This window comes from Antarcticimicrobium luteum (genome assembly GCF_004358185.1).
Lineage (GTDB): Bacteria > Pseudomonadota > Alphaproteobacteria > Rhodobacterales > Rhodobacteraceae > Antarcticimicrobium > Antarcticimicrobium luteum.
Genome location: NZ_SMUV01000074.1, coordinates 197,591 through 212,337 on the forward strand (window position 1 = coordinate 197,591; position 14,747 = coordinate 212,337).

The following is a 14,747-nucleotide window of genomic DNA, read 5'->3' on the forward strand; positions in this document are numbered from 1 at the left end:
CTCCTCAGGCGAGCGCGTGCTTGACGTCGGTAAAGACGTGCATGTCGACTTCCGACGTGTCGGGATACTTGGCGGCGAGCGCGTATTCGACCGCGGCGGCGGCGTCGGCCTCGATCGCGGCCTGCATCTCGGCGAGGTTCTCTTTCGTGGCAATGCCCTCCTTGGTCAGGTAGGCGCCGAACAAGGTGATCGGATCCTTGTTGTCCTTCCAATCGCGCTCTTCGTCCTTGCGGCGGTAGTATTCGCGGTTGATGTCGCCGACGTGGTGGCCGTGATAGCGATAGGTCATCAGCTCCATGAAGAACGGGCCTTCGCCCTTGCGGGCGCGGGCGACCAGATCCTGGGTCAGCTGGTTCACGGCGAGCACGTCCTGGCCGTTGACGCTGTGCGCCTCGATGCCAAAGGCCTCGGCGCGCGCGGGGATCGAGCCGGCGGCGATCTCATCGGTGGCGGTGTATTCGGAATAGCCGTTGTTCTCGCAGGCATAGATCACCGGCAGCTTCCATAGCGCGGCCATGTTCATGACCTCGTACATCAGGCCCTGTGCCGTGGCGCCGTCGCCGAAGAAACAGACGGTGACATCGTCGCGGCCCAGCAATTTGGCGGTAAAGGCCGATCCGGTGGCGATCCCCATCGAGCCGCCGACGATGGCGTTGGCGCCGAGATTGCCGTTGGACTGGTCGGCGATGTGCATCGAGCCGCCCTTGCCGCGGCAATAGCCCTCTTCCTTGCCCAGAAGCTCGCAGAACATTTCCTTGAACGCGGCGCCCTTGGCCACGCAATGGCCGTGGCCACGATGGGTCGAGGTGATCTTGTCGGTCACTTCGAGTGCCTCGCAGATGCCGACGGCGACGGCCTCCTCGCCGGAGTACATATGCGTCAACCCCGGCATCTTGGCCGACAGGTACAGCTGGTTGGCGTTGTCCTCGAAGGTGCGGATGCGGACCATCTGGCGGTACATGCGCAGATAATCTTCGGTGTTGCTCGTTTTCTTGGCGGGGCTCATGTGCGTATCTCTTCGGAAATGAGCCCGGCCCCGAAAGGCCAGGCAGTCTAAGGGAGGTCAGTAGCGGTTGGCGATCGGCAGATCCTTGGCCGGGAACAGGCTGATCACTTCGCAACCCTTGTCGGTCACGACCACCTCTTCCTCGATCCGCGCGGCCGAGTAGCCGTCGGTCGCGGGGCAATAGGTTTCCAGCGCAAAGACCATCCCGGTCTGGATCTCCATCGGGTTTTCAAGCGACACCGCGCGGGAGATGATCGGACGTTCGTGCAGCGCCAGGCCCAGGCCGTGACCGAATTGCAGACCGAAGGCGCTCAGCTCATCCGGGAAGCCGAACTCCTCGGCCTTGGGCCAGGCCTGCGCCACCACGTCGGTGGTCACGCCGGGACGGATCAGGTCGATCGACGCATCGATCCATTCGCGCGCCTTCACATAGGCGTCGTTCTGCGCCGGGGTCGAGAAGCCGACATTGAACGTGCGGTAATAGCAGGTGCGGTAGCCCTGGTAGCTTTGCAGAATGTCGAAGAACGCCTGATCGCCGGGGCGGAACTGCCGGTCGGTGAAGTTGTGCGGATGCGGATTGCAGCGCTCGCCCGAAATGGCGTTGATCGCCTCCACATCGTCCGAACCCCACTCGTAGAGCAGCTTGTTCGACAGCGCGACGATCTCGTTTTCGCGCACGCCGGGCTTCAGCTCTTCGTAGATGGCGTGATAGACGCCGTCGACCATGCTGGCCGCCTGGTTCAGCAGCTGGATCTCGTCGATATTCTTGATCTCGCGCGCCGACAGCATGACCTGCTGACCATCGACCACGTTCAGCCCGGCCTCCTGCAGGGCAAAGAACATCGCCGTTTCGGCATAATCGACGCCCACCGGCATGTCGGCCATGCCGGCCTTCTTGATCAGGCTGGCGATTTCCTCGGCGTAGCGTTTCATCAGGCCGAAGCTGGGCGGAATGGTGCCGCGCATGCCGACTACACCGGCCAGCATCCGGTCGGGATCGAGCCAGTCGCAATACTCGCGGTGGTGCACGGCGGCGGACCCGAAATCCCAGACATAGGGTTCCTCGTCGCCCGCCAGCAGGCAGAACCGGCACATCTTGTCGCGTTCCCACTCACCGATCTTGGTGCCCGAGACGTAGCGGATGTTGTTGACGTCAAACATCAGCATCGAGCCGAGGTTCGACTTCTTCAACGCGTCCTTGGCGCGGCTCAGGCGATAGCGGCGCAGGCGGTCATGATCGACCCGGCGCTCGAAATCCACGGCCGTGTGGCCGAGTGCGGGGATGTGACGGTCCCAGCGCCAGCGCGGATCCATGTCGCCGGGCTGCAGGATGCGGGGGTTCAGGGCATTGGTGTTCATAATAGGTCTCCATGCGCCCGCGGGCGCCGCTTTGGTTCAGGTGTTCGGGAACGGGCCGAAGCCCCGGGTTCACTGGATGCACCAGCCCCCGTCGATGTGGATCATCTGGCCGGTCATGTAGTCGCTGTCGTTACTGGCCAGGAAGGATGCGGTGCCGACGATGTCCTTGGGATAGGACACGCGCTTGATCTGCAGCGCGTCGCGGACGATGTCGTCATAGGCCTGGCCTTCGCGTTCCTTGAACCCGATGTCGACCAGATCCTTGTCGAGCTGCTCCCACAGCGGCGTCACCACGACACCGGGCGCGTAGCCGTTGACGGTGATGTTGTGTTCGGCCAATCCGATGGCGCCGCAATGGGTCAGCGCGAGACAGCCGTATTTCGAGGTGCAGTAGACGGTGACGTCGACCAGCGGTTTGCGCGAGGCGATCGAGCCGACATTGATCAGCTTGTAGGGGTGATCCTCCATCGGACCCTGGGCGATCATCTGGCGGGCGGTCTCCTGCATGCCCAGCCACATCGCCTTGGTATTGACGTTCATGATCATGTCCCAGTTGTCTTCATCGATATCCATGAAGAACCGGGGCTTGTTGAGACCGGCGTTGAAGAGACCCACGTTGATCGAACCGAACGCCTCGACCGTGGCGGCGACGGCAGCGGCGTTGTCCTCGCGCTTGGTCACGTCCATCTTGACCGCGATCGCCTTGCCGTTGCCCGCTGCGTTGATGCGGTCGGCCGTTTTCTGGGCTTCGTCGAGGTCCAGATCCCCAAGGCACACATTGGCGCCCTGCGCGGCAAAGCTCTCGGCATTGGCCGCCCCCATACCGCGCGCGGCACCGGTGATCAGGATGTTCTTACCTTTCAGACGATTGGGGTCCATGTCGCACTCCTCCTAAAGTCACGTTGTTCTGATTTGTCGCATCAGCGCATCGGCCCGGTCCTGGGCCTGGCGCAAAGCCTGGCGCGGGGTCACGATCCCGCGCAGCATGTCGTGGAATTCCTCGCCGCAGATCTGGATGATGTCGCAGATCTCGGGCACCGGCGGGCGCGGCCAGAATTGCAGCTCGTCGCGCCAGGACATGTTGTCGACCGCCTCAAAGATCTGCGAGGCGCGGCGCACCTCGGGGTCGGCGCCGACCGAGAACCGCGGATTGGTGCGGCTGCCGTTCTGAACGTAAAGCTTCTGGGCGCCGGGCGAGGTGAAGACGATCAGCGCCTCGACGGCGGCGGCGACCCGTTCGGGCGGAAGGTTGGCCGGGATGCCCATCATATAGCCCCCAACCGGCGCCACCGGTGTGGCCCCGGGGCCTGCGGGATGCGGCAGGTAGCCGGTTTGCCCGAAGGCGGGCGAGGTCTCGTCCAGCTCGAAGTACGGCGCCAGCAGCGTATAACCATAGGCCATGGCGATCTTGCCGGCCGCATAGGGGCGGACGCGCTCGTACCAGGACATCGACAGGATATCGGGCGGCGAAAAATCCAGCAGGTTCATCAGGAACTCAGCGGCCTGCAGGCCCGTTTCGGTGTCGATCGTCGGCCGGTAGTCATGATCGGAGAGGTGATCCGTGCCGAACCCGCCGGCGATCTCGGGAAGGTTCAGCACCGGCTGGCCGAAATCGGCCATGGTCATCAGAACGGTGTGACCCAGCGCGGTGCCGCGCGCGGCGTTCCAGGCAATCCCGTACCGGCCCCTGCCCGGCGCGTGCAAGGCGGCGGCGGCCTCAAGCAAGTCGCCGGTTGTGGCGGGCGGTTCGAGACCGGCCTCGGCGAACAGATCCTTACGGTAAAACAGCAGCTCGGGCGTGGTCTGGGCCGGCACACCATAGGGGCGCCCGCCCCAATGCGCGGCCTGCCAGCCGGCGGCATGGAAATCCGCCGGGTCGAGCCGGGCGATGTCCATCGCCTCGTCCAGCGGCATCAACATGCCGCGCTCGGCATATCCGCCGACCCAGGGCAGATCCAACGCGATGATGTCATAGCGGCTGACCTTGCGTTCGGCATTTCGCATCGCTTCTTCGCGCAGCCGGTCGATGGAAAAGGCGCGCTGGTGGATCGGGCTGCCGATGACCTGTTCGAATTGGCGCTTGAGGTTGTCCATCACCATGAAGGTCGGGTCGCCATGCACCAGCACGCGGATACCGCCGGGCGCCTTCAGCGGTTCGGGCAGAACCTTCAGCGGCGGGATCGACTTTGCAGAGAGGTAGGACCCGCCATAGTAGTAATCCTTGTTGTCCCGGCTGCGGTCCCGCCCGCCGAACCGGGCCTCGGCCAGGCGTCCGACCCGCCCCGACAACTGCATCCACTGCTCCAGCATTTTCTCGCTCGGATGCATCGAGAAACTCTTGCCGGTCTGGGTGCGCGGGCGCTGCTCGATCAGCCCGGATTCGACCATTTCCTTGAGGCGCCGGTTGGCGGTGGCATAAGGCACCTGACTTGCCCCGATCAGCGAGGTCGGGGTCACTGTCTTGGCCTCCAGGTGGCCGCGGATCAGGTGCAGGGTCATCCGAAAATGGGGATTGGGCGCGAACAGTTCGATCGACGTCTCAAGCTCGTCTCCGAAATCCTCGAGATAGGACAGGATATGAAGCATCTCGGTTTTCGCCTGCGGCGAAACCAGATAGCTATCGGTATGTCCCTTCATCGCGTTCATTGGGTGTGCTTGCGCCCTTTGTGGTCCGCGCGGCGCCTTCACCGCGGTTTTTTTCAAATTGGACGAATCCGGTTCAGGCATTGCGTCTCTCCTCGTCAGGATGTTCAAACTGGCATCCAGATCGTATCGCGAAATTATCCATTTTGGATGTATTGTTATTCGTTTTGGATAAATAAGCTGCGTTGCGTGCCGGGTGAAAAAGGCAATGTGGGCGCAATCGTCCGATACCCCGGATGATATTTGTCCGACCCGAATGAGGGTATGGACTTGAAACAGGGACAATCTGGGAGGAGACCCGAATGAAGATCCGCAACGCATTGGCGATGTCCACTGCCGCCGTCACCCTGGCCTTCGCCGGCAGTGCCTCGGCCGAAACCTGGACCATCGGCATCACGCAGAACAATGTGGGCGTCGACAGTTACCAGACCACTTACGAAAAGGCCTTCATCGCCGCGGCCGACGCCAACCCGAATGTCGACGCCGTCGTTCTTGACGCCGGCGGCGACGTCGCCCGCCAGATCGCCCAGATGGAAGACCTGATCCAACAGGAAGTCGACGCCATCATCATCTGGCCGACCAACGGCGAAGCGGTGATCCCCGCTGTGCGCAAGGCGCACAAGGCCGGCATCCCGGTCGTCGTCACCAACTCGAACATCGCCGAGCAGGGCTTCGATTTCGTCGCCTCGTTCTCCGGTCCCGACAATATCACGCAAGGGTCGCGTTCGGCGGAAATCATGTGCGACAAGTTCAAGGCTATGGGCATCGAAAACGAAGCCCGCGTGGTGCAGATCTCGGGCCAGCCGGGCTACACCACCGCGATCGAGCGCCAGAAAGGCTTTGACGACCGTCTGCCGGAGGTTTGCCCGAACGTCACCCTGGTCGAAACCCAGCCAGGCGACTGGAACCGCGAGAAGTCGCAGAAGGTCATGGAGGCCTTCCTCGTCAAGTATGACGACATCGACGGCGTCTATGCCGGCGACGACAACATGGGTGTGGGCGCGCTGAACGCCGCCAAGGCCGCCGGGCGCGAAGGCATCATCTTCGTCGGCGCCACCAACTTTTCCGTCGGCTACGAGGCCATGGAACGCGGCGAGTATTGGGGGTCGATCTACCAGTCGCCGGTCGATGATGCCGAGGCAGCCCTGGAAACGTCCATCGACATCCTGAACGGTACCGAGGTTCCGTTCCTGAACTACTTCGACACGCCGAAGATCACCCAGGACAACATGGGCGACTTCACCAAGCCGGTCTTCTAAGACCCGCGCTTTGCCGGGTGCGGCTCAAACCCGCGCCCGGCCTCCGAAAAAAGCAACCAAGACCGCCTGGGAGGGGATCATGGCCCGAGTTTCCGGCCGTTCATGTATCGTGACCGGTGCAGCCCAAGGTATTGGGCGCGCCATCGGTGAGGCGCTTCTTGACGAAGGCGCCGACGTTTGTTTCGCCGATATCAACGGTGAAAAGGTCGCCCAGGTCGCCGGGGCCAACCGCGAAAGAGCGGCGCGGGGCGGAGGCAGGGTCACCCATGCCGCCGTTGACGTGACCGACCGCGCCCAAGTGCGCGCGATGATCGATCATGCGGTCGATGTCTTTGGCAAGCTCGACGTCAAGTTCAACAACGCGGGCGTCAACAAGCCGATGAACTTTCTCGACGTGACCGAGGAAAACTGGCGCCTGATCACGGATGTGAACGGGCTTGGCTGCCTCATCGGAATGCAGGAAGCCGCGAAACAATTCATCCGGCAAGGCACGTTCGGCAAGATCATCAATACCGCCTCGATCGCCAGCCGGCAGGGGTTCGACAACGTCGCGCCCTACTGCGCATCGAAATGGGGGGTGGTCTCGCTGACGCAATCGGGTGCGCGTGATCTGGCCAAACATGATATCACCGTCACGGGTTTCGCGCCCGGTGTGGTGGCTACCGAGATGTGGGAGCAGGTCGATCAGGACCTGATGGAGATCGGCGCGGCCGAGCGGCCGGGTCAGGCAATGGAAGAATTCTCTTCCGAAATCCTGAAAGGCCGCGTTGCAGCGCCTGAGGACATCACCGGGACGACAACGTTCCTGGCATCGAAGGACAGCGACTACATGACCGGCCAGATCGTGATGATCGACGGCGGCATGACGCTGGTGTGATCGCCGCGTGGGCGGCAAATGGGAGGAAGCCATGGCAGGGCTGACAAAAGAACAGATCGGCGGCTTTCTGGCCCGGCAGGGGATACTCGTCGCCTTCGTGGTGTTCATGATCGGGTTCACACTCGCGAATGCGCGATTTCTTGATCCTGATAACATCATGGGCGTGGTGCGGTCGTCGGCCATCCTCGGGGTGATGGCGCTGGGGGTCACCTTCGTGGTGATCAGCGGCAATCTCGACCTGTCGGTCGGCTCGATGATGTCGTTCTCCACGATCGTCGTTCTGGATTTGCATGACAAGATCGGCCCGACGCTGGCGATCCCGGCCATGTTCGCGATGACGCTCTGTCTGGGCGCTTTCATCGGCTTCCTGGTCGGTTATCTGAAGCTCAATTCGCTGATTGTCACCTTGGGGATGCTGTCGGCCATTCACGGGCTGACACTGACCTATTCCGGCGGCAAGAATATGGATATCGCCGATAAGGAAGGCACCTGGTTCAAGGTGTTCGGCCAGGGTGATGCGCTGGGAATTCCGGTGCCGATCCTGCTGTTTGTCCTGTTGGCCGTGGTGCTTGGCGCCCTGCTGTCCAAGACACCGTTCGGGCGCAAGGTCTATGCGGTGGGCGGCAACGGCACCGCGGCAACCTTTTCGGGCATCCGCCGGGCGCGGGTCGTCTTCACCTGCTATCTGATGAGCGCCTTGTGCGTCGCCACCGCCGGCCTGATCCAGGCCAGCCGCAGCCTCGGCTCGCAGAACACCGTGGGCCAGGGGCTCGAGCTTGAGGTGCTGGCCGCCGTCATCCTCGGCGGTGCCTCGCTGATGGGCGGTTCTGGCACGATCTTCAAGACGGTGATCGGGGTGCTGATCCTAGGCTTCATCCAGAACGGGCTGCTGCTTGTCGGCCTGCAGTTCTACGTCCAGTTCGTCGTGACCTGGGTCATCATCATCCTTGCGGTCTGGCTCGATATCGCGGCCAAGCGCGGCAAGCTCTGGTCCCCAATCGCCTGAAGGAGGAGAGATCATGCAACCCGGAACCCTTTCCACCCTGCTCAAGCGCGGCGCCATCTGGGGCTTTATCGTGCTGGAGCTGATTTTCTTCACCGTCGCGGGCGAGTTCCTGAGCCTGAGTGAGAAGGCCTTCATGGATGTCGACAACATGCTGCTGTTGTTCAAGCAGTCGGCACCGATCGGCATCATCGCCATGGGCATGACCATCGTCATGGTCAACGGCAATATCGACCTGAGTGTCGGGGCGACCTATGCCATTTCCGCCATCGTCCTGTTGGACAGCATGACCTGGCCGCTCTTTGCCGGGCTCGGCGACGGGGTGATCCCGGTCGCCTGGGCACTGGCGCTTCTGACAGGCACCCTGCTGGGCGCGCTGAATGGCCTGATCGTCTGGAAGACCGGGGTCGATGCCTTCATCGTGACGCTGGGATCGATGCTTGGCTATCGCGGTCTGGTCTTCATGTATAACGGTGAACAGCCCACCAGCCACCTGAACTGGACCCTGGTGGACTTCGCCGAGGCGCAATGGCTGGGGCTGCACACCGCCACCTGGTTCCTGCTGATCGCGACCGCGGCGATCTGGTTCCTGATGAACCGCACCGTGCACGGGCGCAACGTTTACGCCATCGGCGACAACCGCACCGCTGTGGTGAATGCCGGCATCCGCGTCGGCCCGCACATGATGATCAACTTCATGATCATCGGCTTTTTGGCGGCGCTGTCAGCGGTGGTGTTCTATTCGGAATCCGGATCGGTCAATCCCAATGACGGCGAGCTCTACGAGCTCTGGGTCATCACCGCGGTCGTGTTGGGCGGCACCAAGCTGACCGGCGGCTCGGGCTCGATCATCTCGACCTTCGGCGGGGTTCTGGCGATCCAGCTTCTGCGCAAGGGGCTGGCGCATATCGGCGCCGATACCTCGACTGTGAACCTGGTGATCGGCCTGATCCTGATCGCCGTCCTGTTCCTGGACCGCCAGTTGAATATCAAGGGTAAAGAGGAGCTGAAGGTATGACCGATCAAACCCCCGTCCTGCGCCTGGAAGGCATCGTAAAAACCTTCCCCGGCGTGCGTGCCCTCGATGACGTGTCCCTAACTGTCCTGCCCGGCGAAGTGCATGCGCTGATGGGCGAGAACGGCGCCGGCAAGTCCACCTTGATGAAGGTGCTCGGCGGCATCTACCAACCCGACGAGGGCCAGATCATCGTCGGCGAGCGACCGGCGGTGATGACCTCGCCGCTGGAGGCCAAGGCAAAGGGCATCGTGTTCATCCACCAGGAACTCAGTCTGGCGGAGGAACTGAGCGTCGCCGAAAACATCTACCTTGGCGAATTGCCGCGCAAGCGGTTCGGTCTGGTGGACTGGGAGACGCTGTATACCCGGACCAACGCGATCCTCGAAAAGCTGAAAGTCAGGTTCGATGCGCGCACCCGGGTCGGCGACCTGTCGATCGCCAACCAGCAGATGGTCGAGATCGCGCGCGCCCTTACGGTCGATGCCAAGGCGGTGATCTTTGACGAACCGACCGCCTCGCTGACCGATGCAGAAAAGGTTGTGCTGTTCGATGTCATCGCCGATCTGCAATCACAGGGGGTGGGGATCATCTATATCTCGCACCGGATGGAAGAGATCTTCCGTATTACCGACCGTATCAGCGTGCTGCGCGACGGAACCTATCGCGGCACCCTCAACACCCGCGAAACCGACGAAGAAGCAATCACCCAGCTGATGATTGGCCGGAAGCTGGACCTGAGCCGCAATGCCAGTCACCACGAACTTGGTGACGTGGCACTGGAGGTCCGGGGCCTCTCCTGCGGCCGTCTCTATCAGGATGTCAGCTTCGAAGTTCGCCGCGGCGAGGTGGTCGGATTTTATGGTCTTGTCGGCGCCGGTCGCACCGAAATTGCAGAAACCCTGTTCGGGTTGCGTGATCCTTCTTCCGGTACGATCCTGCTCGATGGCGAGGAGGTCCAAATCGATTCACCGCACGATGCGATCCAGCGGGGCATCTCGCTGGTGCCGGAAGATCGCAAGGGCCAGGGGCTGGTCCTGGGCATGAACTGCCGCGACAACATGACTTTGCCGCAGGTCGACGACCTGAAGGCCGGGCCGTTCGTGGCCGAAGGCTCGGAGATTGCGATCTTCGACCAGTACCGGGATCGGCTGGACATCCGCACCCCCGGCTGGAAACAGCTTGTCGGCAACCTCTCGGGCGGCAACCAGCAGAAGATCGTGATCGGCAAATGGCTCAGCATGCACCCCAACGTGCTGATCGTGGATGAACCGACGCGCGGCATCGACGTGGGCTCGAAATCCGAGATTCACAACCTGATCCGCGAGCTGGCGACGCAGGGCTATGCGGTGATCGTGATTTCCTCGGAAATGCCCGAGGTGCTGCATGTCAGTGACCGGATCGTGGCGATGTATTCCGGCCGGATCATGCGCACCTTTACCTCGGACGAGGTGACCGAGGACAATCTGATCCAGGCGATTTCGGGGATCAGTGGCGACAACCGCGACAAGGTGGCTTGAGGCGCGCGGTTCTTCCGGGCCGGGGATTGTGACGCGCCGTTTGCGCTCGGGTTTCCCGTTCAACATCACGCTTGGCCTGCCGCTGCGACTATGGCTGTGACCTGAGCCCCAAGGTTCCTCCACCCAATGGAGAGACCCGTGGGGTTGAGGTGCTTTGATACCGAACCTCCTGCCCCCCTCTGTACCAGAGCCAGAGTTTTCCGCCCTTTCTCAGCATGGCGGGCTGCGCGATGCAGGATCAAAAGGGGGGTGTCCCGCCCCAATGCCTTTTCACGAGAACGCCTTTCCGGTCCTTGCCGATGCTAAAGCTTGGGCACCCTCAGTGAACAGAAACCGCACCAGACCGCGACATTCACAATGCTCCCTTTGCCCCTGCATCGCGCAGCCCGCCATATGCTGCCCAGTCACCGGCCACGAGGTACCCGGCATCCACCGGCAGCACCACTCCGGTGATGGCAGAGGCGGCGGGGCCGGCGAGAAAGGCGATAGCGTCGGCGATTTCTTCCGCCGCCACGAGCCTCTGCAATGCCGCGCCCCGGGCAAGTCGCTCGGCCTCGAGCGCGCCAGCGGCAAGCCCGCGCTCCAATGCGGGCGTGCTGGTGAAGCCCGGCGCCACCGTGTTCACCCGCACGCCGGAGGGCCCCCATTCAGCCGCCAGGGTTTTCGCCAGATGGGCAATGGCAGCTTTGGCCGGCCCATAGCCGTGAAGCGGCCCCGAAGCGATGCCCGCGACCGAGGAAACCGTGACAATCGCTCCCACTCCACGCACCGCCATGCGCCCGCCGAAACTGCGGCAACAGGCATAGGTGCCGCGCAGATGCACCGCGATCATGCGGTCCCATTCGGCCCAGGACAGCGTCTCGGGCGGAAGGGTCCGCTGCAGGACGCCGGCGCAGGTCACCAGTGCGTCGGGCGCCGGCCCGCCATCCGCCGCCGCACGGTTTTCAAGCACGGCAGCGATCTCCTCGATACAGTCCTCCTGCGTCACATCAGCCTCGAAGAAATCCGCACCGATCCCGGCCGCCGCCGCCTCTCCCGGCCCGGCAAGGTCGAGCACCGTCACCCGGCTGCCCGCCTGGATGAGCCGCTGCGCCGTCGCCAGTCCGATACCGCTTCCGCCACCGGAAATCACCGCATGACGGGGCGCATTATGAGGACCGTTTTGCTGCATGGTTTCCCTCCCTTCGCTCGCACCCGGAACTATGGTGACAGCTGCCCGAGGACACAAGGGGGGTGATTTATGACTCACTAATCATTTTTATTGACTCCCCTTCCGGGCCTTGGCAGTTTGGCAGCGAGAGACGGGAGGACCACAATGAAGCTCACCGAACTGGCGGACCTCTACCGCCGGATGCTTTTGATCCGGCGCGCGGAGGAGCGTTTGCAAAAGCTCTTTGCCGATGGGCAAGTGCCCGGCTTTCTTCATCTCTCCATTGGGCAGGAGGCGGTTCCGGTCGGTGTGTCCAGCGCTCTGAGTGATCGCGACACCGTGTCGTCGAACCATCGCGGCCATGGCCATACGCTTGCCAAGGGTGTGGACCTTACGGGTTTCTTTGCCGAAATTCTGGGCAAGGCCACCGGACTTTGCAAGGGCCGGGGCGGTTCGATGCATGTGGCCGATCTGAGCAAGGGGATGCTGGGCGCCAACGGGATCGTCGGCGCCGGCCTTCCCATCACCACCGGCAGCGCGCTGGCGCACAAGATGCAGCGGCAGGGGCATGTCGCGGCCGTCTATTTCGGCGATGGGGCTCTGGCGGAGGGTGTGCTGCATGAATGCCTGAACATCGCCAAGCTCTGGTCGCTGCCAATTCTGTTCGTTTGTGAGAATAACGGCTGGTCGGAATTCAGCCCGACCGACCGCCAGCTTGCCACCAATCTCGAAAAACTGGGCAAGGCTTTTGCGATGAAATACCGCTCGGTCGATGGCAATGTCATCGCCGATGTGGCCGCCGCCGCCGGAAAGCTAGTGGGGCCGATGCGGAGATACCCTGCCCCGGCGATCCTCGAATGCCGCACCACCCGGGTGCGCGGCCATTACGAGGGCGACAGGCAGGACTATCGCGACGCCGGTGAGATCGCCGCGCTCGAGGCGCGCGATCCGATCCGGCTTGCCGCCGAGGCGCTGGCCGAGGCGGGGGCCGCGCCCGATCTGATCGCCGGGATCGCCGCCGAGGTGGATGCCGAGATCGAAGCCGCCGCCGAGGCCGCGCTGGCCGCTCCCCTGCCCAAAAGCGCCGACATTCTCGCCGATGTCTACACGCCAGCCGAGGTCTGACCCATGACTGAGATACGCTATATCAAAGCCGTCAATCAGGCCCTCTGGGATGCGATGGAGGCCGATCCGAGCGTCTTCCTGATCGGCGAGGATATCGGCGCCGCCGGAGGATCGTTCAAGGCGACGCGCGATCTGCTTGACAGGTTCGGGCCCGAGCGGGTCTATGACACGCCAATTTCCGAAGCCGCCATCGCCGGCATGGCCGTCGGCGCCGCGCTCACCGGAATGCGGCCGGTGGCCGAGATCATGTTCATGGATTTTACCACGCTCACGATGGACATGCTCGTCAATCAGGCGGCCAAGGCGCGCTCGATGTTCGGCGGTCAGGGATCTGTTCCGATGGTTCTGCGCACGCCGCATGGCGGCGGACTCAATGCCGGGCCGCAGCATTCGCAATGCCTGGAGGCATGGTTCGCGCATGTCCCGGGGCTCAAGGTGGTCTGCCCGGCCAATCCGGCCGATGCCTATGGCCTCCTGCGCGCCGCAATCGACGATCCCGACCCGGTGATCGTGGTCGAAAACAAGGCGCTTTACGCGATGAAGGGCGATCTGCCCGATGCGCCGGAGGCGCGCGAACGGATCGAGATCGGCAAGGGCAGGATCGTCCGGCCCGGGCATGATGCCACCGTCGTGGCCTACGGCGCCGCCGTGACCATGGCCGAAGCCGCCGCCGCGAATTTGGCCGGGGAAGGCATTGACGTCGAGGTGATCGACCTGCGCTCGCTGCAACCATGGGACGAAGGGCTGGTTCTGGAAAGCCTTTCGCGCACCCATAACCTCGTTGTCGCGCATGAAGCGGTCGAGGCATTCGGCATTGGCGCCGAGATTGCCGCGCGCATGGCCGATATCGGCTTTGACGAGTTGGACGGGCCAATCACCCGGGTCGGTGCGCCCTTTGCCCCTTCGCCTTTCGGCAAAACACTGGAAGACGCCTACCGCCCCAACGCAGAGCGTATCGAGGCGGCCCTGCGCCGCACGCTCGCCTGATCCTGAAGGAGCATCCGCATGACATCCGATCCCATCCTGCTTGAAACCGATGGCGCGACCGCCACGTTGACGATCAACCGCCCAGAGACACTGAACGCCCTCGATACCGCCACGATTTCGGCGATGAACACGGCGCTCGACCGGGTCGAGGCCGATCCCGAGATAAGGGTGCTGATCTTCACCGGGGCGGGCCGCGCCTTCATTGCCGGTGGCGATATCGCCGATCTGAATTCGCGCCGGGGCCTGCCACATTACGAGCAATTCGCCGAGGATATCCACAAGCTCTTCCGCCGCATCGAAACCTTCGACAAGCCGACAATCGGCGCGGTGAACGGCTTCGCTCTTGGCGGCGGAACCGAGCTGTTGCTGGCACTCGATATCCGCATCCTTTCAGACAAGGCCAGGCTGGGCCTGCCGGAAATCACCCTGGGCCTCTTCCCCGGCGCCGGCGGCACCCAACGAATCATCCGCCAGCTGCCGCTCTGCCGCGCCAAGGAGATCATGTATACCGGCGACATGCTGACCCCCGATGAGGCGGTGAGCGTGGGGCTGGCCAATCGCGTGGTCCCGCATGACGATCTGATGCAGAGCACGCGCGAGACCGCAGCGAAGATTGCCCATAAATCGCCGCTGGTGCTGAAACTGCTCAAACGTACGCTGGTGGACGGGGGCGATATGCCGCTCTCTGCCGCCCTGCGCCACGAACAGGCGATGATCGGCCTCGTGCTCGACAGCGCCGACGCGCATGAGGGCTGCACGGCCTTCCTCGAAAAACGCGATGCGAATTTCACGGGCCGCTGATC

At 63.0% G+C, this 14,747-nt stretch carries 13 protein-coding genes; 8 read left to right on the top strand and 5 right to left on the bottom strand.

What is annotated here, in order from left to right:
• Positions 1–4 precede the first annotated feature (4 nt).
• From E1832_RS21015 to E1832_RS21030, 4 genes are all read right to left on the bottom strand, one after another.
• A complete protein-coding gene (locus E1832_RS21015; protein WP_133361744.1) occupies positions 5–1,006 on the bottom strand; it encodes a thiamine pyrophosphate-dependent dehydrogenase E1 component subunit alpha in 1,002 nt (333 codons plus the stop codon).
• A 57-nt stretch (positions 1,007–1,063) separates the two neighbouring features.
• A complete protein-coding gene (locus E1832_RS21020; RefSeq protein WP_133361745.1) occupies positions 1,064–2,365 on the bottom strand; it encodes a M24 family metallopeptidase in 1,302 nt (433 codons plus the stop codon).
• A gap of 69 nt (positions 2,366–2,434) precedes the next feature.
• The gene (locus E1832_RS21025) at positions 2,435–3,244 is read right to left on the bottom strand and encodes an SDR family NAD(P)-dependent oxidoreductase (RefSeq protein WP_133361746.1); all 810 of its coding nucleotides are present in this window, start codon (positions 3,242–3,244) and stop codon (positions 2,435–2,437) included.
• A gap of 18 nt (positions 3,245–3,262) precedes the next feature.
• Positions 3,263–5,011, bottom strand: coding sequence for an ABC transporter substrate-binding protein (locus tag E1832_RS21030; protein WP_133361747.1), 1,749 nt, complete (start codon positions 5,009–5,011; stop codon positions 3,263–3,265).
• Positions 5,012–5,310: 299 nt separating this feature from the next.
• Between E1832_RS21030 and E1832_RS21035 the strand changes: the two genes are divergently transcribed.
• The 5 genes from E1832_RS21035 to E1832_RS21055 all read left to right on the top strand — a co-directional run bounded on the left by E1832_RS21035 (position 5,311) and on the right by E1832_RS21055 (position 10,682).
• Positions 5,311–6,267 carry a sugar ABC transporter substrate-binding protein gene (locus E1832_RS21035; protein WP_133361748.1) on the top strand — a complete coding sequence of 319 codons (957 nt, stop codon included), beginning with the start codon at positions 5,311–5,313 and terminating at the stop codon, positions 6,265–6,267.
• Positions 6,268–6,346: 79 nt separating this feature from the next.
• The gene (locus E1832_RS21040) at positions 6,347–7,144 is read left to right on the top strand and encodes an SDR family oxidoreductase (protein ID WP_133361749.1); all 798 of its coding nucleotides are present in this window, start codon (positions 6,347–6,349) and stop codon (positions 7,142–7,144) included.
• 31 nt (positions 7,145–7,175) lie between these two features.
• On the top strand, positions 7,176–8,150 hold the full coding sequence (locus tag E1832_RS21045; RefSeq protein WP_133361750.1) for an ABC transporter permease: 975 nt from the start codon (positions 7,176–7,178) through the stop codon (positions 8,148–8,150).
• A gap of 13 nt (positions 8,151–8,163) precedes the next feature.
• A complete protein-coding gene (locus E1832_RS21050; protein WP_133361751.1) occupies positions 8,164–9,165 on the top strand; it encodes an ABC transporter permease in 1,002 nt (333 codons plus the stop codon).
• Positions 9,162–10,682, top strand: a complete 1,521-nt coding sequence (locus tag E1832_RS21055; protein ID WP_133361752.1) for a sugar ABC transporter ATP-binding protein — start codon at positions 9,162–9,164, stop codon at positions 10,680–10,682. The genes E1832_RS21050 and E1832_RS21055 overlap by 4 nt, the downstream gene beginning before the upstream one ends.
• Before the next feature lie 352 nt (positions 10,683–11,034).
• Here the strand turns inward: E1832_RS21055 and E1832_RS21060 are convergent, their stop codons facing one another.
• Positions 11,035–11,853: an SDR family NAD(P)-dependent oxidoreductase gene (locus tag E1832_RS21060; RefSeq protein WP_133361753.1), complete on the bottom strand. Its 819-nt coding sequence runs from the start codon at positions 11,851–11,853 to the stop codon at positions 11,035–11,037.
• A gap of 144 nt (positions 11,854–11,997) precedes the next feature.
• Between E1832_RS21060 and E1832_RS21065 the strand changes: the two genes are divergently transcribed.
• The 3 genes from E1832_RS21065 to E1832_RS21075 are packed head-to-tail and all read left to right on the top strand — an operon-like array spanning position 11,998 to position 14,745.
• Positions 11,998–12,957 carry a thiamine pyrophosphate-dependent dehydrogenase E1 component subunit alpha gene (locus tag E1832_RS21065; RefSeq protein WP_133361754.1) on the top strand — a complete coding sequence of 320 codons (960 nt, stop codon included), beginning with the start codon at positions 11,998–12,000 and terminating at the stop codon, positions 12,955–12,957.
• Between the two features lie 3 nt (positions 12,958–12,960).
• Positions 12,961–13,944: an alpha-ketoacid dehydrogenase subunit beta gene (locus tag E1832_RS21070; protein WP_133361755.1), complete on the top strand. Its 984-nt coding sequence runs from the start codon at positions 12,961–12,963 to the stop codon at positions 13,942–13,944.
• Positions 13,945–13,962: 18 nt separating this feature from the next.
• Complete coding sequence (locus E1832_RS21075; protein WP_133361756.1) at positions 13,963–14,745, top strand: enoyl-CoA hydratase/isomerase family protein; 783 nt, start codon at positions 13,963–13,965, stop codon at positions 14,743–14,745.
• Positions 14,746–14,747: the final 2 nt, after the last annotated feature.

Coding starts and splice junctions, on each gene's coding strand:
- E1832_RS21060 (WP_133361753.1), bottom strand. CDS start 11,853: ATGCAGCAAAACGGTCCTCATAATGCGCCCCGTCATGCGGTGATTTCC.
- E1832_RS21065 (WP_133361754.1), top strand. CDS start 11,998: ATGAAGCTCACCGAACTGGCGGACCTCTACCGCCGGATGCTTTTGATC.
- E1832_RS21045 (WP_133361750.1), top strand. CDS start 7,176: ATGGCAGGGCTGACAAAAGAACAGATCGGCGGCTTTCTGGCCCGGCAG.
- E1832_RS21070 (WP_133361755.1), top strand. CDS start 12,961: ATGACTGAGATACGCTATATCAAAGCCGTCAATCAGGCCCTCTGGGAT.
- E1832_RS21055 (WP_133361752.1), top strand. CDS start 9,162: ATGACCGATCAAACCCCCGTCCTGCGCCTGGAAGGCATCGTAAAAACC.
- E1832_RS21025 (WP_133361746.1), bottom strand. CDS start 3,244: ATGGACCCCAATCGTCTGAAAGGTAAGAACATCCTGATCACCGGTGCC.
- E1832_RS21020 (WP_133361745.1), bottom strand. CDS start 2,365: ATGAACACCAATGCCCTGAACCCCCGCATCCTGCAGCCCGGCGACATG.
- E1832_RS21040 (WP_133361749.1), top strand. CDS start 6,347: ATGGCCCGAGTTTCCGGCCGTTCATGTATCGTGACCGGTGCAGCCCAA.
- E1832_RS21075 (WP_133361756.1), top strand. CDS start 13,963: ATGACATCCGATCCCATCCTGCTTGAAACCGATGGCGCGACCGCCACG.
- E1832_RS21050 (WP_133361751.1), top strand. CDS start 8,164: ATGCAACCCGGAACCCTTTCCACCCTGCTCAAGCGCGGCGCCATCTGG.
- E1832_RS21015 (WP_133361744.1), bottom strand. CDS start 1,006: ATGAGCCCCGCCAAGAAAACGAGCAACACCGAAGATTATCTGCGCATG.
- E1832_RS21030 (WP_133361747.1), bottom strand. CDS start 5,011: ATGAACGCGATGAAGGGACATACCGATAGCTATCTGGTTTCGCCGCAG.
- E1832_RS21035 (WP_133361748.1), top strand. CDS start 5,311: ATGAAGATCCGCAACGCATTGGCGATGTCCACTGCCGCCGTCACCCTG.